The organism is Streptomyces nigrescens (assembly GCF_027626975.1).
GTDB classification, from domain to species: domain Bacteria; phylum Actinomycetota; class Actinomycetes; order Streptomycetales; family Streptomycetaceae; genus Streptomyces; species Streptomyces nigrescens.
This window is the reverse complement of record NZ_CP114203.1, coordinates 8,961,063-8,978,788: the sequence shown is the minus strand read 5'-3', so window position 1 is coordinate 8,978,788 and position 17,726 is coordinate 8,961,063. Positions and strand designations below refer to the sequence as shown.

The window sequence follows — 17,726 nt, the reverse complement described above, 5'->3', positions numbered from 1 at the left end:
CGCGGCCATGGCTGACGCTCTCTTGCTCGTTCGCGCCCGGGAGCTGTGGGCGGAACTGGCAGGCACACCAGCCGAGTTCATCTCCTCAGGAGGGGCAAAGGTTGTGGTCGCGCCCAGTTCGCGGCTGGCTCCGCCATCGTGGACCGGGGTCGTACGGATCGGTGACGCTGCCCTCGTCACAGCGCCGACCGTACGTACCGCCGAGATGGTGGCCGATGCCGCGCGGAAGATGCCCCCCGAAGAGCTCGTCGACATCGCTCGTCTGCGTGCGGTGCTGCCCGTACTCGATGTCCTCGGCCCGGCTTCGCTCTTCTATCTCGGCCGGGACGGCTTCCTTCCTGCGCATGAAGGTACCGCGGTCGAGCAATTGCCGATCGGTGACAGCAGCAGTGACAGTGACGGTGCCGGTGGTGTGGCCGCCCTGCTGGCCCGGTCCGGGAAGGAGGAGGCCGACGAAAGCGGCCTGGAGGACATCTCCTCTCCCGCGTTCTGTCTTCGCCGGGGCGATGAGGTGGTGGCGGCGGCCGGGTACCGGTCCTGGCCGCGGTCGGTGGCTCACCTGAGCGTGCTGGTGGCCCCGCACTGTCGGGGCCGGCGCCTGGCCCGCGTCGTGGCGTCCGCAGCAGTGGCCCATGCCCTCGATGCCGGGTTGCTGCCGCAGTGGAGAGCACGGCTCTGTCCCTCGCAGCGTGTGGCCGTCGCTCTGGGGTTCCAGGAACTGGGTACCCAGCTCAGCGTTCGGCTCGGCGACGCCCCCCTCAGCCGGGGCCGGTGAGCACAGAGTCCCGCCTCTTCCGCAAAAGCCATGTCGCCTGAGTACAGCCGGCCCGAGGCCGGCGCCTGCGGACCCGTAGCGCTCAGGGCCGACGGTCAGGTCGCCTGCGGTCGACTGCCTCCGGATGTCACGGAGACGGCCTCCGCCTCCGGGGCCGGCGCGGGGCCCGTGGAGATGTCCAGGGCCTCCACCAGTTCGCGGTACAAGAGGTCCGTCTCCAGCAGCTCCTCGTGGCTGCCCTGGACGCGGACACGGCCCGCCTCCATCACCACGATGGTGTGCGCGTCGATCACGGTCGACAGCCGGTGGGCGATCGTGACCACCGCACCGGCGGCGGCGCGGGAACGGATGCAGTCGTGGACGGCGGCCTCGGTGATCCCGTCGAGCTGGGCGGTCGCCTCGTCGAGAAGCAGGACGTCGGGGGTGCGTAACAGGGCCCGGGCCAGGGCGATGCGCTGGCGTTCGCCGCCCGAGACGGTCGTGGTGGACAGGGTGGTGTCGAGGCCGTCGTCGAGGGCGTCGATCTTCTCGGCCAGCCGGACGTCCCGCAGAACCCGGCGCAGTTCCTCGTCCGTCGCGTCGGGGCGGGAGAGCAGCAGATTGTCACGGATGGTCCCGGGCACGATCGGAGTGTCCTGCTCCACGTACGCCAGTCGGGCCCGGATTTCGTCATGGGTGAGGTCGCGGTAGGGACGGCCGTCCAGGAGCAGTTCGCCCTGCGTCGGCTCCAAAAAGCGCAGGACGAGGGAGAAGAGGGTCGTCTTGCCGGCTCCCGACGGGCCGACGATCGCGGTGTGTCCGCGCCGTGGGACGGCCAGGTCGATGCCCCGTACGGCCGGCTCGGCGTCGGGGCCGTAGGCGGCGGTGACCTGCCTCAGTGCCAGTACGGGCACGTCGTGCCGGTGATCCGGGCCGGTCGGGGGCGCCGGGTGGGCGGCGGTGCTCTCGGTCTGCAGTTCGTCGGTCTCGCGGATCCGTTCCGCGGCCGCCATGCCGGCCTGTAGCGCGGTGACATTCGAGCTGAGCTCGGTGATCGGGTCCATGAGCCCGAACGCGTACAGCAGGAAGGCGATCAGGCTGGAAACCTCCATCTGCCCCTCACCCACCCGCCAGGCGCCCACGCCCAGAATCACGATGATCGCGAGCTCGATTCCGGACCACGAGACCGTCCAGGCCAGCGCCTCGCGGCGGACCGCACGGATGCCGTACTCGGCCGAGGCCCGCGCGTCGGCCGCGATCCGCTCGGCGGTGCGGTCCTCGGCGCGGCTCACCTTCACCGTCCTGATGGCACGCAGTGTGCCCTCCAGCGCTCCGCCGAGCCGGCCGAGATGCTCCTGGGCCCGCTGCTGAGCCGTGGCGATCCCGGGCATCAGGACCGCGAACAGCACACCGACCAGCGCCACCGACGCCAGCGTGGTGCCGAGCAGTACGACATCGAGCACGCCCATCAGGACGAGTGTCCCCAGGAGCATCACCGTCCCGTTGATCAGGCCGACCAGCGCGTCGGTGGCGGCCTCTCGCAGCAGCACCGTGTCGGAGGTGACCCGGGTAACGAGCTCGCCGGTAGGGCGTCGGGTGATGGCCGGCACGGTGGCCCGCAGGAAGCGCCGCACCATCGACTCACGGGCCTCCAGCACGACACGCTCCCCCACGGCACCGAGGAGCGTCCACTGCCAGAACCGGACGGCAACGCCGACCACGAGCAGCACCAGCAGGGCCGCCAGGGGCCCCTTCAGCGGCGACGCATCACCCAGCGCGTCGAGCACCCACTTCGTGACCATGGGCGTGGCCAGCCCCAGCGCCGACGCCACCAGGGCCAAGAGCAGTGCCCGTATCAGCGCACCCTTGTGGGGGCGGGCGAACGACCACAGGATCCGCAACCGCGGCACGGCCGCATTCCGGGGGACGGATTGACGATCAGTCATGCCCCTGAGTGGAATGTCCACGCTCCACAAGGGTCAAGCGAATTTCATTCCTGTATGGCGCGTTTCCGTACGGCCGCGCCGGTCGCTGAGCGCTTTCGAGGAGAGCAGGCCGCCGCTCAGCCGCCACGCACGTGCGCCGGCCTCCCCCTGTCAGCGCGGGCAGTTGGCGGTCTTGTCCGGGAGCTTCCCCCCGACCAGATACCTGTCGACGGCACGGTCGGTGCATGTGGACGCATCCTCCGCGGCGTACGCGCCGTGCCCCTGGCCCTTGCGTACGAGCAGCGAGCTGTTGCCCAACTGCCGGTGCACCGCCTGCGCGTTCTCCAGCGGAGTGTTTACATCGTCGGTGTATGACACCAGCAGCACCGGTGCCGCCCCGGAGGCCTTGACCGGATCGGCCCCACCGGTGGGGGCGACCGGCCACGTCGCACAGTCGATCATCTGCCAGGCGTAGTAGCGACCGAAGAGCGGCGACTGCTTGGCGAACGCGTCGGCGGTGTCCAGCATCTCCTTCGGGGACTTCGGCGCGGACGGCGAGTCCAGGCACAGCACCGCCGGCATGCTCGAGGACTCGTTCTCCTCGGCCTGCTCCTCCTGCGGCGTCAGGCTCTCGGCACCGCTCTCGTCGGCGGTCCCGGCCTCAAAGCGCTCGAAAGCGGTCCCGTCCCCGCCCAGGGCGGCCACCAGCGCCGTGGTCAGTTCCTTCCAGCTCTCTTCCGCCGTCACGCCCATCTCCAGATACATGGACAAGGTGGCGTCGTTGATCTCCTCGCCGTCAGCCCCTCGGAGCGGCTCCTGCTCCAGCTTCTTGGCGAACTCGGTGAGCCTCCGCAGAATCTCCTCGGTGGTGGCTCCCAGACGGTCGTCCCCGCGCGCGACGAGGTCCTGAGCGTATCGACGCAGCGCGTCATCGGAGGTCTTGACGTCGAGCCGGGTGACCTGCTGCAAGTCGGCGTCGGGGTTGACGACACCGTCCAGCACCATCCGGCCCACTCTGCCGGGAAACAGCTTCATGTACTGCTGGCCGATGAAGGTGCCGTAGGAGACGCCGGTGTAATTCAGCTTGGCGTCCCCCAGGACCGTACGCAGCACATCCAGGTCGCGCGCGACGCTCACACTGTCCATGTGCGCGAGAACAGCGCCGCTCGCCTTCTTGCAAGCCTGGGCACGCCTGGTCGCGTCGGAGAACGCCTCCTCGGCCTCCGCTTCGGTGCGCGGCGGGTCCTCGGGGCCTTGCGCCACGCCGTCGGGGCACTTGATCTGCCCGGAGCCGGCTATGCCTCGTGGGTCGAAGCCGACCAGGTCATAGCGTGCCCGGGCCTGTCCGCCGGCCTGCCAGTTCCCACTGGCCACGTCGGCCGCACCGCCCGCGCCGGGCCCGCCGGGGTTGAAGAGCAGTGACCCCAGCCGATGCCCCTGGTCCTTGGCCGCCACCCGCGACACCCGCAGTTTGACGGTCTCACCGTCCGGGGCGGCGTAGCCCACAGGCACCTTCACCCAGCCGCACTCCGCGCCGGGCACGGCCTCGGGGGTGACGTCCGCGCCACAGGCCGTCCACTGGACCTTCTGCTGGGCGAAGCGCGCGGGCAGCACCGGGGCGGACGCGTTCTTGCCCTTGGCGTCGTCGGGCCGGGACGCTGCGGCGCCACTGACGCCGCAGGCCGTCACCACCAACGTGGTGGCGGCCAGCACACCAGCGGTCAGGGACTTGGGCCTGAACTTGGGCTTGAACTTGGACCTGGACCTGCGGGGTATGGACATCAATCGCCGTTCTCGCTCTCTCGCTGCCCCCCGGGAAGCATGCGCATAGGTGGCGCCCCCCGCTATCGCCCCCGTCACACTCGTGGTACGGACATACGCAGCGCTGCGGGGCGGACACGCACCGCAATAGGGCGGCCTCCAGTGGCGAGGCAAGAGCTAGTGCCCATCGTTGCGGTCGTCGCCGACCGGGATCACGGTGAGTGGGGCGTCGTACCCTTCGGTGATCAAGCGGTTCTCGGACCGGCCACCCGCCGGCCACGATGCGCCGGCGTCACGGCCACCCGCTCGTTCACGACACCGCGATCAGGAAATGACCCTCACGGTCAGCCCGTAGTCCAGCTCTGAACCGTCGACGAGCAACGCCTCGACCGTGCGCGTCCGGGGGTCGATGTCGGCCACGATCCCGTGCCCGACGTAGCGAGGGTAGCCCGAGGCGCCCGTCTCGCCCGTCGCCTCGACGACCGCCGACCGGACGGCTGAGTCCTCCACCGAGGCACCGCCCCTGTCCTCAACATGTTCGGGGATCAACAAGATCGTGAAGCGCTGCGGCTCTCTAGTCACGCTCCGATATTTAAGTGCCTGTGCCACCAGCCGTGGGGCAGGCGCGCGGCAGCGGAGTCGCGCATGCGGGCGTGCCTTGAGGATCTGCCCACAGTTCTGCCCGAAGATCTGCTGTCGGGGAAGCGGGCCGGTATCGCGGCCGGCGGGCAGGCTCGGCACGTCAGACGAAGACGTGGGTGACCTGGCAATGCCCGGTGGCGTGGCAAGGTGGACGGTATGTGCGGTCGATTTGTCTCCACCCGCGGTCCGCAGGATCTGGTCGACCTGTTCGACGTGACGCGCTGGGATCCCGGCCAGGCGCTCGACCCGAGCTGGAACGTGGCCCCCACCGATGACGTGTGGTCGGTGCTGGAACGCGTCGAGCGCGACACCGGCGAGATCACCCGGCAGTTGCGGCCACTGCGCTGGGGGCTGGTGCCCTCGTGGGCGAAGAACCTGAGCGTCGGCGCGAAGATGATCAATGCCCGGGTGGAGACGGTCGCGGAGAAGCCCGCCTACCGCCGGGCCTTCGCCAAGCGCAGGTGCCTGCTGCCGGCTGACGGCTTCTACGAATGGCAGGCCGTCGCGGCGACCGAGACGACCAAGGCCCGCAAGCAGCCGTACTTCATCAGCCCCGAGGACGGCCGGGCCATGGCGCTCGCCGGTCTGTACGAGTTCTGGCGCGCCCCCGACGTCTCCGACGACGATGCGCCGGGGGCGTGGTGGACCACCTGCACGATCATCACCACCGAGGCCACCGACGCCGCGGGACGCGTCCACCCGCGGATGCCGCTGACCATCGCCCCCGGCGACTGGAGCGCCTGGCTCGACCCCGCGCACCAGGACCCCGCCGAGCTCCGCGCGCTGCTGACGGCTCCGGCCGCAGGACACCTCGACTCCCGTGCCGTCTCCACCGCGGTCAACAGCGTACGCAACAACGGGCCTCACCTTCTGGACGAGATCACCGAGCCCCCGTCTGACGGCTGACCGCTGACCGCTGACGGCTCACGGCTGACCTCGACGCGTCGGTGCTGTGCTGCCGTCGGCGCGAATTCGACGGCCCGCTCGGTCGGATGAGTACAGACGGCCCACTGCAGGGCCGGCGCGCCTGATGGGTCGCAGCGCTAACCGATGTCGGGCTCGGACCGTACTTCGATCCGGTCCCCCGTCCGCTCCATCTCCAGGACGACGAGCTCGTTCCGCCCCCGCCGCCACAGATGGCTCGGTGCGTACAGGGTGACCTGCGGCCCGAGGGACCAATAGCGGCCGAGCGCGAAGCCGTTGAGCCACACCATGCCCTTGTCCCAGCCCGGAAAGGCGAGGAAGCCGTCCGCGGGGGTGTCGACATGGATCCGGGTCCGGTGGAACGCGGGGCCGGTCGGGGTGTTTCCGCTGGCGAATTTCAGAGCCGAGAGGTTGTCCAGGGGCAGCCGGCGGATCTCCCAGTCGCTCAGTTCCTGGTCGTCGAGGAGTACCTTGCCGCTGATCCCCTTGGGGTCGTTGAAGTTATGGCCGAAGTTGATCCGCCCGGTGGGGTCCACCAGGAGGTCGAGGGTGCTGGATGTGTCGGCCACGGTGAAGTCGACGGTGTGGTCCGGCTGGTTGCGGTCGAAGGTGCCGATGCGCTTGCCGTCGCTGAACACCAGCGCACGGTCGCCCAGGCCCGTGATCCTCAGGGCCTTGGTCCCCTGCGGCGCCCGTACCCGAGTGCGGTAGTGGATCAGTCCGTACGGCTGCCCGAGCGCCTCCATATGGACGGGAGCGGTATGCCGTACCGGAGTGCTCAGTGCGTCGAGCGCGTCCATCAACGGCACCGACTCGCGGACGGCGACCCTCTGGGGCGGCATGCGGCGCGGTGTGGCCGGCAGGGGCGTGTCCGGCAAAGTGGTGTACTTGGCCAGCACTTCACGCACCTTGTGGAATTTCTCGGTGAGTTCGCCGGATTCGCTGATCGGGGAGTCGTAGTCGTAGCTGGTGACGGTGGGCTGGTAGGCGCTGCCGGTCAAGTTGGCACCCGCCGACCAGCCGAAGTTCGTTCCGCCCACCGCCATATAGAAGTTGATCGACGCTCCCGCTTCGAGGAGCTTCGCCACGTCGGCGGCGGTCTGTGCCGGGTCGGTGGTGTGGTGCCGCTCTCCCCAGTGGTCGAACCAGCCGTCCCAGAACTCCGTGCAGAACAGGGGCTTGTCCGGCTGGAATTTACGCAGTTCAGCGAAGGGTCCGGTGGGGTCCCCGGCGAAGTTGACGGTCGACAGGAGATCGGGGAGGCTGCCGGCCCTCAGCGCTTCCTGGGTGGCGCCGTTGGAGCAGAACAGCAGGCTGTCCACGCCCTGTGCCCGCATGGTGTCCCGCAGATGTTCCAGGTGCGCATGGTCGTCGTCGTAGCTGCCGTACTCGTTCTCTACCTGCATGGCGATGATGGGCCCGCCGCGTGTGGCCTGCAGATCGACCAACCGGGGCAGGAGTTCGGCGAACCAGTCGTCAACCGCCCGTTCGTAGGCGGGGTCGGAGCGACGCAGCGGCGCGTCCTTGTCCTTGAGGAGCCAGGCCGGCAGACCGCCGAAGTCCCATTCCGCGCAGATGTACGGTCCCGGTCGCACGATCACCTTGAGCCCGGCCTCGTCCGCGGTCCGTACGAAGGCGGCGACGTCGCGCCAGCCGGTGAAGTCGGCCTTCTCCTCGTACGGTTGGTGGAAGTTCCAGGCGACGTAGGTCTCCACCGTGTTCAGGCCCATGGCCCGCATCCGCAGCAACCGGTCGCGCCAGTCCTTGGGATGCGTCCGGAAGTAGTGGAAGGCGCCCGCGAGGATCCGGAACGGCTCGCCGTCCAGCAGGAATTCGTCCCCGCGGATGGTCAGCCCGCGCGGGTTGTCGGCCTGGGCGAAGGCCGTACGGCCGCTGCCCAGGGCGACACCCACGGACGCGCCGGTCACTATGGCCGCGCTCAGAAATCTACGTCGGCTGAACTGCGTCATGCCTGCTCTCCTCGACTCGACTTGCCGTCACCCAAGGTTCGAACATGTTCAGTGGTGCGCGCTTCTGTGCATTGAGAGTGTTATGTAGAACAGAAACGAGCACAAGGGTTCGTGACCGAGCACGGCGAACCAGGCGGACGGGGCGCGGACGTACGGGCCCAGGGCGCGCGATCCCGGCGGCCTTCGCCGAGTAGGAGGATTCAACGCCCCGTCATAATCGGCCCATGGGAAAGAGCTACGAGCGAATAGACGGCAGGCTGCGTGCCTTCATCGAGGCGCAGCACATCTTTTTCACCGCGACGGCGCCGCTGGACGGCGACGGTACCGTCAACCTTTCACCGAAGGGCCTGAACGGCTCGTTCGCCGTGCTCGACGAACTCACCGTGGCCTACCTCGACTTCGCCGGCAGCAACGCCGAGACGATCGCCCATCTGCGGGAGAACGGCCGCATCACCCTGATGTGGTGTGCCTTCGAGGGGCCGCCCAACATCGTGCGTGTGCATGGCCGCGGGGAGCCGGTCTTCCGCGACGATGCGCGTTGGGCCGGGCTGATGGGGTACTTCCCGGACATCGACGCGGCCGTGCACGGTCTGCGGGCGATCATCGTCGTGACCGCCGAGAAGATCCGCGACACCTGTGGGTACGCGGTCCCGTTCATGTCCTACGGCCAGGACCGCCCGCTGCACGCCTCGCGCTTCGCGCGCGAGACCGATGAGTCGCTCGACGGGTACTTCCAGAAGAAGGAGCATGTCGCGACCAGCATCGACGGCCTGCCGGGATTGCCGCTGCCGCTGCCACCACTCCCGTCCACCGCACAGCACCGGTCATAGGGCGATGCCACGCGGTGTCCGCCCGGCCCACCGGTGGGCCGGGCGGATTCACCCTGTTTGAAGACCGTGGTCAGCCGGGCCGCTCGCTAACGGCGCCTTCGGTCGCCTTCGTTCGTGCGAGGCGATTCACTTGATGTCGACAAGGAGATCGCCTCCCTCCACCTGCTGGATCTGGTTGATGGCCAGCCTGGCCACCCGCCCGGCCTTCGGGGCGGTGATCGCGGCTTCCATCTTCATCGCCTCGATGGTGGCCACTGTGGTGCCGGCCTCCACCTCGTCGCCCTCGGCCACCGCGAGCGTCACCACTCCGGCGAACGGTGCGGCGACATGGCCCGGGTTGGCCCGGTCGGCCTTCTCCGTCACCGGTACGTCGGCGGCCGCCGCGGTGTCGCGTACCTGGATCGGCCGCAGCTGGCCGTTCAGGGTGGACACCACGGTGCGCATACCGCGTTCGTCGGCCTCGCCGACGGCCTCCAGCTCGATCAGGAGACGTACGCCCGGCTCCAGATCGACCGCGTACTCCGTTCCGGAACGCAGGCCGTAGAAGAAGTCCTTGCTGTCCAGCACGCTGGTGTCGCCGTAGGCCTGACGGTGTGTCTCGAAGTCGCGCGCCGGCCCGGGGAACAGCAGCCGGTTGAGCGTCGCGCGCCGGTCCTGCTCCAGTCCCCCACGGTCCTCCGCGGTCAGTTCCTGCACGGGCCTGGGCTCGGCGCGGCCTTCCAGCGCCTTGGCGCGGAACGGCTCCGGCCATCCGCCGGGCGGGTTGCCCAACTCGCCGCGCAGGAAACCGATGACGGAATCGGGGATGTCGAACTCGTTGGGCGTCGCCTCGAAGTCCGCCGGCTTCACCCCGGCGCCCACCAGGTGCAGCGCCAGGTCCCCGACCACCTTGGACGACGGGGTCACCTTCACCAGACGGCCGAGAATCCGGTCGGCGGCGGCGTACATCGCCTCGATGTCCTCGAAGCGGTCGCCCAGGCCGAGCGCGACCGCCTGCGTACGGAGGTTGGAAAGCTGCCCGCCGGGGATCTCGTGGTGGTACACGCGGCCGGTCGGCGAGGCCAGGCCCGCCTCGAACGGCGCATAGATCCTGCGGACGCTCTCCCAGTACGGCTCCAGGTCCCCGACCGCCTTCAGATCCAGCCCGGTGGGCCGCTCGGAGTGGTCGGTCGCGGCCACGATCGCCGACAGCGAAGGCTGCGAGGTGGTGCCGGCCATGGACGCCACCGCACCGTCCACCGCGTCCGCGCCGGCCCGGATCGCGGCGAGGTAGGTGGCCAGCTGGCCGCCCGCGGTGTCGTGGGTGTGCAGGTGCACCGGCAGGTCGAACTCGCGGCGCAGGGCCGATACGAGCTTCTCGGCGGCCGGAGCCCGGAGCAGCCCTGCCATGTCCTTGATGGCCAGGACATGGGCGCCGGCGTCCACGATCTGCTCGGCCAGGCGGAGGTAGTAGTCGAGGGTGTACAGCCGCTCGGACGGGTCGGACAGGTCGGAGGTGTAGCACAGGGCGACCTCGGCGACGGCCGTTCCGGTCTCCCGTACCGCGTCGATGGCGGGCCGCATCTGCCCGACGTCGTTGAGCGCGTCGAAGATCCGGAAGATGTCGATACCGGTGGCCGCTGCCTCCTGCACGAAGGCGTCCGTCACCTCGGTCGGATACGGCGTGTAGCCCACGGTGTTGCGGCCGCGCAGCAGCATCTGCAGGCAGATGTTCGGTGCGGCCTCACGGAGCGCGGCCAGGCGCTCCCAGGGGTCCTCGGCGAGGAAGCGGAGCGCGACGTCGTAGGTGGCCCCGCCCCAGCACTCCAGGGACAGCAGTTGCGGCATCGTCCGCGCCACGACCGGGGCAACGGCGAGCATGTCCTTGGTACGGACCCGGGTGGCGAGCAGCGACTGGTGGGCGTCGCGGAAGGTGGTGTCGGTGACTCCGATGACCGGTGACTCGCGCAGCCACCGGGCGAACCCTTCCGGGCCCAGCTCGGCGAGCCGCTGCCGGGAGCCGGCGGGCGGTTCGATGGCAGGCAGGGGCGGCAGTTTGGTGATCGGGTCGATCAGCTCGGGCCGTGCACCGTGCGGCTTGTTCACCGTCACGTCCGCGAGGTAGGTGAGCAGCTTCGTACCGCGGTCGGCGGAGTGACGCGCGGTGAGCAGGTGCGGGCGCTCTTCGATGAACGAGGTGGTGACCCGCCCGGCCCGGAAGTCCGGGTCGTCGAGCACGGCTTGCAGGAACGGGATGTTCGTGGCCACACCGCGGATGCGGAACTCGGCCACGGCGCGGCGGGCCCGGCCGATCGCGGTGTCGAAGTCCCGGCCCCGGCAGCTGAGCTTGACCAGCATCGAGTCGAAGTGTGCGCTGATCTCCGTACCGGCGTGCGTGGTGCCGCCGTCCAGGCGGATCCCCGAGCCGCCCGGCGACCGGTAGGCGCTGATCCGGCCGGTGTCCGGGCGGAACCCGTTGGCGGGGTCCTCGGTGGTGATACGGCATTGCAGCGCGGCGCCGTGCAGCTCGACCGTGTCCTGCGTGAGGCCGAGATCGGGCAGCGACTCACCTGCGGCGATACGCAGCTGTGCCTGTACGAGGTCGACGTCGGTGACCTCCTCGGTCACCGTGTGCTCGACCTGGATGCGCGGGTTCATCTCGATGAAGACGTGGTTGCCGTCGCGGTCGAGCAGGAACTCCACGGTGCCCGCGTTGCGGTAGCCGATCTCCCGGGCGAACCGCACGGCGTCGGCACAGATCCGCTCGCGCAGCGCCGGGTCGAGGTTCGGCGCGGGCGCGAGTTCGATGACCTTCTGGTGCCGGCGCTGCAGCGAGCAGTCACGCTCGAAGAGGTGGATGACCTCGCCCTGCCCGTCGGCGAGGATCTGCACCTCGATGTGGCGGGGGTCGACGACGGCCTTCTCCAGGAAGACGGTGGGGTCGCCGAACGCGGACGCGGCCTCGCGGGCCGCCGCCTCGATGGACTCGCGCAGCATGCCGGGGTCCTCGACGCGGCGCATACCGCGCCCTCCGCCGCCGGCGACCGCCTTGACGAACACGGGGAAGCCGATGTCGTCGGCGGCACGGACCAGTTCGTCCACGTCGCTGGAGGGCTCCGAGGAACCGAGCACCGGTACGCCGGCCGCGCGCGCGGCGGCCACCGCGCGCGCCTTGTTCCCGGTCAGTTCGAGCGTCTCCGCGCTCGGCCCGACGAAGGTGATGCCCGCTTCCTCGCACGCACGCGCAAGGTCGGGGTTCTCGGACAGGAACCCGTAGCCCGGGTAGACCGCGTCCGCGCCCGCCCGGCGCGCGGCACGGACGATCTCCTCCACGGAGAGGTAGGCACGCACCGGGTGTCCCGGCTCGCCGATCTCATGGGCCTCATCGGCCTTCAGCCGGTGCAGTGAGTTGCGGTCCTCGTGCGGGAAGACGGCAACGGTTTTCGCGCCCAGCTCATAGCTCGCGCGGAAAGCGCGAATCGCGATCTCACCACGATTGGCGACCAGTACCTTGCGGAACATGCTCGATCCCTTCAGCCTGCCGTTGACGGACACCGTAATGTCCTGGGCTGGCGGATCAGCCACCGGGCCCACGGTGACTTGTTACCTGACCAGGCGCAATGTAACTCGGCAACGGGTCAGCAGGAACCCTGCCAGAGGTGGCGAAACACGCCGACACCCGGACACCCGGTGTTTCCCGCCGAACCCCGTCTGAGCTGCGGAAACACCGGTCAGCCACACAGAAGGAGTGAGATCGCACTCCTCTCGTCGTCACGGCAGTGGCTGCTCGGTCCAGATGGTCTTGCCGTTGCGCACATAGCGGGTGCCCCAGCGTTCGGTGAGCTGGGCGACCAGGAAGAGGCCGCGGCCGCCCTCGTCGGTCGTGGCGGCGTGGCGCAGATGGGGCGAGGTGCTGCTCGGGTCCGAGACCTCACAGATGAGGTGGCGGTCCCGGATGAGCCGGAGGGTGACCGGACCACTGCTGTAGCGGTAGGCGTTGGTGATCAGTTCGCTGACGATCAGCTCGGTGGTGAACGCCACCTCCTCCAGCCCCCAGTCGTTGAGCTGGGCCACCGCGAGCGTCCGGCCCTCGGCGGCCGCGGCCGGCTCCGCCGGCAGCTCCCAGGTGGCCACCTTGTGTGCGGCCAGGCAGCGGGTGCGGGCGGTGAGCAGTGCGATGTCATCGCCGGGCCGGTCGGGCAGCAGCGCGTCCTCCACCGCCTTGCAGGTGTCTTCCAGCGAGCGGGAGGGGTCGCTCAGCGCCCCGCGCAGCAGCTCCAGGCCCTCGTCGACGTCCCGGCGCCGGGCCGCCAGGAGCCCGTCGGTGTAGAGCGCGAGCAAGCTGCCCTCGGGCAGTTCCAGCTCAGCTGCTTCGAACGGCAGGCCGCCGAGCCCGAGCGGTGGGCCGGCCGGCAGGTCGGGGAAGGCCACCCGTCCGTCCGGTGTCACCACCGCGGGCGGCGGATGACCGGCGCGGGCGAGGGCGCAGCGCCCGCTGACCGGGTCGTAGACCGCGTACAGGCAGGTCGCGCCGACGACCTGCGGGGCACGTTCGCCGGTCGCCTCCTGCTCGGCCGCCAGCCGGTCCACGAGGTCGTCCAGGTGGGAGAGGACCTCGTCCGGGGGCAGATCGAGGTTGGCGAGGGTGTGGACGGCGGTACGCAGCCGGCCCATGGTGGCCGCCGCGTGGATGCCGTGGCCGACCACGTCGCCGACGACGAGGGCGACCCGCAGCCCGGAGAGCGGGATGACGTCGAACCAGTCGCCGCCGACCCCGGCAGCGGCGTCGGCCGGCAGATACCGGTGGTCGATCTCGACCGCCGGGTGCTCGGGCACCTCGCTCGGGAGCAGGCTGCGCTGGAGCGTGAGCGCGGCCTGGTGCTGCTGGGTGTAGCGGCGGGCGTTGTCTATGCAGACGGCGGCCCGGGCGGCGAACTCCTCGGCCAGCGTGAGGTCGTCCTCCTCGAACGGCTCGGGCCGCCGCCACCGCCACAGGCTCACCACGCCCAGTACGAGGCCACGCGCGACCAGCGGCACGACGATGAGCGAGTGGACGCCCAGTTCCTGGACCCGCTCGACCTTGTCCGGGTCAAGGGAGGACCAGCCCGGGGAGGACTCCAGAACCGGTTCGAGGACGGGCCGCCGCTCGGCCAGACATCTGGTCTCCGGGGCCCCCGGTGGGGGGTGCCTCGTGTGGCCCACCGGATGCATCACCCGGGAAGCCTCGGGTGCGATGCTCCGAACGGCCGTCCTGACCATGGGAGCCCACGCCTCCTGGCCCGGCTCCTCACCACGGGTCACCGGTTCCAGCAGGTCGACGGAGACACAGTCCGCGAGGTCGGGGACCGCCACCTCGGCCAGCTCGCGCGCCGTGCGCTCCACGTCGAGGGTGGTGCCGATACGGGCACCGACGTCGTTGAGGAGCGCCAGTCTGCGCCGGGCCCGGTAGCGGTCGGTGACGTCCTCCACCATCTGGGTCACGCCTAGGATCCGACCCGCGGGATCCTGCATTCGGAACGCCGACACGGAGACGACCAGCTCCCGGTCGGGGTCGTGCCGCAGACGGCAGGGCTGCTCGGTGAAGATCAGCGGCTCCCCCGTTTCGAGCACCCGTCGCAGCCGCGCCTCCACTGTTTTCGCGTCCCTGCCCATGACGAAGTCGCCGATGCGCAGCCCGCGGTAGTACTCGGCCCGGATGCCGCCGAACCGTGCGATCGCCCGGTTCACCCGCAGCAGGCGCAGGTCGGGGGCGAGCACCGCGAGACCGATCGGGGACCGGCGGAACATCCCGTCCAGGATCGACCGGTCCGTCTCCCACTGGATCACCTGCTCCGCAGGCCCGCCGACGAGAAACCACTCGATACTGCTGTCCACGCGCGCCACCGCCCGGACCCGGCAGCCCAGCTCCACCCGCTTGCCGCCGCGGTCCCGTACGGGGATGACCCCGAACCAGCCCCCGGCACTCAGGCAGGCCGCCACCGCGGACATGACGACGTCTTCATCGCGGGGGTCGAGCAGCACCTCGCGCACCGGCCGCCCCAGGACGTCCTCGGGCGCGTAGCCGAGCAGCGCCTCGGCGCGCTCGCTCCAGCCGACGACCCGCCCGTTGCCGTCCAGCACGGCGGAGGCCGAGCGACGCACGGCGAACGGATCGTCCGGGGCCTCGCTGAACGTCGTCACCGGTGTCTCCATCACCTACCACTCTCGTACCGTCCCGGTGCGACTGCGCGTCGGCGCCATGAGCGACGCACCGGCCGGTGATCCGGGTGGCGCAGAGTGCAGGCAACAGAGCAGCAGAGCAGCAGAGCACGATGCCGCGGCCGGCCGTCCGCCGGGGGTGGTGGGGGCTCGTCGAAGAGGCCCGCGCCGTCAGGTGGCCGCGGCCACTGGTAACCGGCGCCGATGAGCGGTCTTCTGGAGCTATGACTCCCGATGAGCTGAGGGAGGGCGGCGGCGATGAGCAAGGACCGGCCGAGCGAGGATCTGGTACGGGCGGTCCGAGCGGCCGGCATCTGTGACGAGCGCCTGCTCCAAGCCGTACGGGCGACACCGCGGGCACCTTTCGTCCCCGCCACTCACGCGCCGTCCGCCTATCAGGACGTGCCCCTTCCGATCGGGCACGGCCAGGTGACCACCCAGCCCTCGCTCTCCGCCATGATGATCGACGGCCTCGACCTGCACGGCAGGGAACACGTCCTGGAAGTCGGCACCGGCCTCGGCTTTCAGACGGCGCTGCTCGCCCGCCTGGCTGCCGACGTCGTCAGCATCGAGTGGTGGCCGGACATCGCCCAGCAGGCCCGGCGCAACCTGGACCGGCAGAAGGTCCCCCACGTGGAGCTGCGCGTCGGGGACGGCAGCGCCGGCGTGCCGGACCGTGCCCCGTACGACGCCATCCTCGTATCGGCCGCCTTCCCGGACGTCCCTGCTCCGCTGGTCGACCAACTACGGATCGGCGGCCGCCTCGTACAGCCCCTCGGCACGGGCGGGAGCGAGGAGGTCGTGTCCTTCCGGCGGACCGCCTCCGGGCTGGAGCGCCGGCGAGTCCTGACACTCGCCCGCTTCGTCCGCCTCCACGGCCGGTACGGCTATCCACCGTGAGCGCGCCGGGCCACCGCCTTGCACGTGCTGCCCGCCTCAGCGCCGACTCCCTCCTGTCCACCGGCGCGCAGGATCACGGAGCCCGTGGCCGTCCCATTACCGGAGTCTTACCGCGCCCCCGGATTGCCCCGGAGAAGCGCCCCCGCAGGGTTCCCTAAGGGTGAGGCTGACGGTCGGTTCCGGTCAGCCGGTTCATACGCCTGAGGAGGCCCTGTGTCCCAGTCCCGCAGTGTCCGACTGTCCCGCCGCACCGTCCTGACCGTCCTCCTGGGGTTGGTCGTCGCGGCCGGACTCGGGCTTGCTCTCTTCCAGCCCTGGAAGGCGTTCACCGACACCGAGGTGAATGAGGCGTTGCCGGCCTCCTCCCCCTCGACGCGGACCGAGCCGTCGATGAAGTCGATGAAGGAGTCGCCCATGTCTCCCCGGCCGGCCACCGGGCCGAAGGATCTCGCCGAGGGCCGCTTCGTCACCCACGAGCACGCCACCAGCGGAATCGCCCGCACGGTCCGGCTGGCCGACGGCGGCCACGTGCTGCGTCTGGAAGACCTGAAGACCTCGGACGGTCCGGATGTACGGGTCTATCTGTCCACCCGTGACGCCGGCGCGGTGAAGACGGGGCTCGGGGACGGCGCGGTGGAGCTGGGGAAACTCAAGGGCAATCTGGGCAACCAGAACTACACCGTCCCGGCGGGCACGGACCTGTCGGAGTTCCGCAGCGCCGTCCTGTGGTGCGAGAGGTTCTCGGTCTCCTTCGGGGCCGCCGACCTCTCCCCCGCCGCGGGCTGATCCTGTGCCCCCTCCTCCACCCGCCCGGAGAGGGGGCGCACCCCGCTCACCCGCGCCTTGCCTTGTCCCCGTCTCACTTGTCCCTGTCTCGCCTGAGGACCCGCCGTCCCATGGCGGGGGAACCCGTGGAGATGTTCAGCGCGTGGCCTATTCCCCGTCCCACTGCACCGCGGTCAGGACGGCCCCGCCGTGCCGCCGTGCGTAGCGGCAACTCACCGGGAGGTCGAACAGCACCTCGGCGACTCCGGTGACCGGCCGCAGATCCGCGAGGAGAGCGTCGTCCGGCAATCCGGCCGCCGCGTCCCGCAGCACCGGGTCGCCGGCCGACCTGGCGTCGGCCGCACGGACGGGCTCGACCGGTACGGGATCCCCTACGGGCTCTCCCCACCGGTCGGTGAACGCCGCCCCGAAGGCATTGACGTCCTCCGTGCCTGCCTCCGCCACGCCCTGGTGCACACAGTCACTCAACCACTGGAGCCAGTCGGGCAGCGAGAGTGCCAGCCGGCGGGTGTCGGTGGCGTCCCAGAACTGGAAGACCGGGCCCCAGGCACCGGTGTCCCGGTCGACATCGACATAGAAGTGTCCGTCGCCGTGGTCCAGGTGGACGAACCAGTGACTGCCCGGGCCGCCGGCGTGCTCCAGGTACCAGCCGACGTCGTGGCCGAGATAGTCACCGTTGTTGAAGGATTCGGTGAAGTCGATGTGCTCCGCCGAGGTGTGTCCGTTCACCACGGAACGACGCACGGTGATCCGGATGCCGCCGACGGAGCGGAACAGCACACGGATCTCGGCCGGCACCGGAACCGGCCAGGAGTCCATCCGGGCGTCATCAATCCCGGCCTCCAGTTCCACCAACCCACCGGATATGTCCGGCAGTTGGCGCAACCGCGCCACCACCACGCCGATGTCCGTCATCGCAGGCCCCCCTCCGTGCCACGGCAGGACTCTACCGACCGGGTCGGGTCCGGTGGCCACGGGGAATCCGACGAGCAGATCACCGCGACGCGGGAAGGGACGAGGGAAAGGGCGAGGGAAAGGGCGAGGTAAGGGACGAGAG

General features: G+C 70.1%; 12 protein-coding genes. 5 read left to right on the top strand and 7 right to left on the bottom strand.

What is annotated here, in order from left to right:
• Positions 1-7: 7 nt before the first annotated feature.
• Positions 8-775, top strand: coding sequence for a GNAT family N-acetyltransferase (locus STRNI_RS38790; RefSeq protein WP_159491584.1), 768 nt, complete (start codon positions 8-10; stop codon positions 773-775).
• A 95-nt stretch (positions 776-870) separates the two neighbouring features.
• On the opposite strand, the gene STRNI_RS38785 is transcribed toward STRNI_RS38790, so the two are convergent.
• The 3 genes from STRNI_RS38785 to STRNI_RS38775 all read right to left on the bottom strand — a co-directional run bounded on the left by STRNI_RS38785 (position 871) and on the right by STRNI_RS38775 (position 5,022).
• Positions 871-2,700: an ABC transporter ATP-binding protein gene (locus STRNI_RS38785; RefSeq protein WP_277412950.1), complete on the bottom strand. Its 1,830-nt coding sequence runs from the start codon at positions 2,698-2,700 to the stop codon at positions 871-873.
• 150 nt (positions 2,701-2,850) lie between these two features.
• Positions 2,851-4,461, bottom strand: a complete 1,611-nt coding sequence (locus STRNI_RS38780; protein WP_277412949.1) for an alpha/beta hydrolase — start codon at positions 4,459-4,461, stop codon at positions 2,851-2,853.
• 303 nt (positions 4,462-4,764) lie between these two features.
• Positions 4,765-5,022 (bottom strand): hypothetical protein, encoded by a 258-nt coding sequence (locus STRNI_RS38775; protein ID WP_093636300.1) that lies wholly within the window; start codon positions 5,020-5,022, stop codon positions 4,765-4,767.
• A gap of 216 nt (positions 5,023-5,238) precedes the next feature.
• On the opposite strand from STRNI_RS38775, the gene STRNI_RS38770 reads away from it, so the two are divergent.
• Positions 5,239-5,988 carry an SOS response-associated peptidase gene (locus tag STRNI_RS38770; RefSeq protein ID WP_148587896.1) on the top strand — a complete coding sequence of 250 codons (750 nt, stop codon included), beginning with the start codon at positions 5,239-5,241 and terminating at the stop codon, positions 5,986-5,988.
• Between the two features lie 137 nt (positions 5,989-6,125).
• On the opposite strand, the gene STRNI_RS38765 is transcribed toward STRNI_RS38770, so the two are convergent.
• A complete protein-coding gene (locus tag STRNI_RS38765; RefSeq protein WP_277412948.1) occupies positions 6,126-7,976 on the bottom strand; it encodes a glycoside hydrolase family 35 protein in 1,851 nt (616 codons plus the stop codon).
• A gap of 224 nt (positions 7,977-8,200) precedes the next feature.
• On the opposite strand from STRNI_RS38765, the gene STRNI_RS38760 reads away from it, so the two are divergent.
• Positions 8,201-8,806: a pyridoxamine 5'-phosphate oxidase family protein gene (locus STRNI_RS38760; protein WP_266437193.1), complete on the top strand. Its 606-nt coding sequence runs from the start codon at positions 8,201-8,203 to the stop codon at positions 8,804-8,806.
• Between the two features lie 126 nt (positions 8,807-8,932).
• Here STRNI_RS38760 and STRNI_RS38755 read toward each other — a convergent pair whose 3' ends face one another.
• Together STRNI_RS38755 and STRNI_RS38750 are read right to left on the bottom strand one after the other, a co-directional pair.
• Entirely contained in the window at positions 8,933-12,307 is a 3,375-nt protein-coding gene (locus tag STRNI_RS38755) for a pyruvate carboxylase (protein ID WP_277412947.1), read from the bottom strand.
• A 249-nt stretch (positions 12,308-12,556) separates the two neighbouring features.
• Complete coding sequence (locus STRNI_RS38750) at positions 12,557-14,977, bottom strand: SpoIIE family protein phosphatase (RefSeq protein ID WP_277412946.1); 2,421 nt, start codon at positions 14,975-14,977, stop codon at positions 12,557-12,559.
• A gap of 264 nt (positions 14,978-15,241) precedes the next feature.
• On the opposite strand from STRNI_RS38750, the gene STRNI_RS38745 reads away from it, so the two are divergent.
• Positions 15,242-15,883, top strand: a complete 642-nt coding sequence (locus tag STRNI_RS38745) for a protein-L-isoaspartate(D-aspartate) O-methyltransferase (RefSeq protein ID WP_277412945.1) — start codon at positions 15,242-15,244, stop codon at positions 15,881-15,883.
• A gap of 213 nt (positions 15,884-16,096) precedes the next feature.
• On the top strand, positions 16,097-16,669 hold the full coding sequence (locus tag STRNI_RS38740) for a DM13 domain-containing protein (RefSeq protein WP_229838269.1): 573 nt from the start codon (positions 16,097-16,099) through the stop codon (positions 16,667-16,669).
• A gap of 147 nt (positions 16,670-16,816) precedes the next feature.
• On the opposite strand, the gene STRNI_RS38735 is transcribed toward STRNI_RS38740, so the two are convergent.
• On the bottom strand, positions 16,817-17,584 hold the full coding sequence (locus STRNI_RS38735; RefSeq protein WP_277412944.1) for a hypothetical protein: 768 nt from the start codon (positions 17,582-17,584) through the stop codon (positions 16,817-16,819).
• Positions 17,585-17,726: the final 142 nt, after the last annotated feature.

What these genes read in the sequence shown, in the direction of transcription:
- STRNI_RS38790 (WP_159491584.1), top strand. Translation starts at nt 8, where the DNA reads ATGGCTGACGCTCTCTTGCTCGTTCGCGCCCGGGAGCTGTGGGCGGAA.
- STRNI_RS38785 (WP_277412950.1), bottom strand. Translation starts at nt 2,700, where the DNA reads ATGACTGATCGTCAATCCGTCCCCCGGAATGCGGCCGTGCCGCGGTTG.
- STRNI_RS38780 (WP_277412949.1), bottom strand. Translation starts at nt 4,461, where the DNA reads ATGTCCATACCCCGCAGGTCCAGGTCCAAGTTCAAGCCCAAGTTCAGG.
- STRNI_RS38770 (WP_148587896.1), top strand. Translation starts at nt 5,239, where the DNA reads ATGTGCGGTCGATTTGTCTCCACCCGCGGTCCGCAGGATCTGGTCGAC.
- STRNI_RS38765 (WP_277412948.1), bottom strand. Translation starts at nt 7,976, where the DNA reads ATGACGCAGTTCAGCCGACGTAGATTTCTGAGCGCGGCCATAGTGACC.
- STRNI_RS38760 (WP_266437193.1), top strand. Translation starts at nt 8,201, where the DNA reads ATGGGAAAGAGCTACGAGCGAATAGACGGCAGGCTGCGTGCCTTCATC.
- STRNI_RS38755 (WP_277412947.1), bottom strand. Translation starts at nt 12,307, where the DNA reads ATGTTCCGCAAGGTACTGGTCGCCAATCGTGGTGAGATCGCGATTCGC.
- STRNI_RS38750 (WP_277412946.1), bottom strand. Translation starts at nt 14,977, where the DNA reads ATGGAGACACCGGTGACGACGTTCAGCGAGGCCCCGGACGATCCGTTC.
- STRNI_RS38745 (WP_277412945.1), top strand. Translation starts at nt 15,242, where the DNA reads ATGAGCAAGGACCGGCCGAGCGAGGATCTGGTACGGGCGGTCCGAGCG.
- STRNI_RS38735 (WP_277412944.1), bottom strand. Translation starts at nt 17,584, where the DNA reads ATGACGGACATCGGCGTGGTGGTGGCGCGGTTGCGCCAACTGCCGGAC.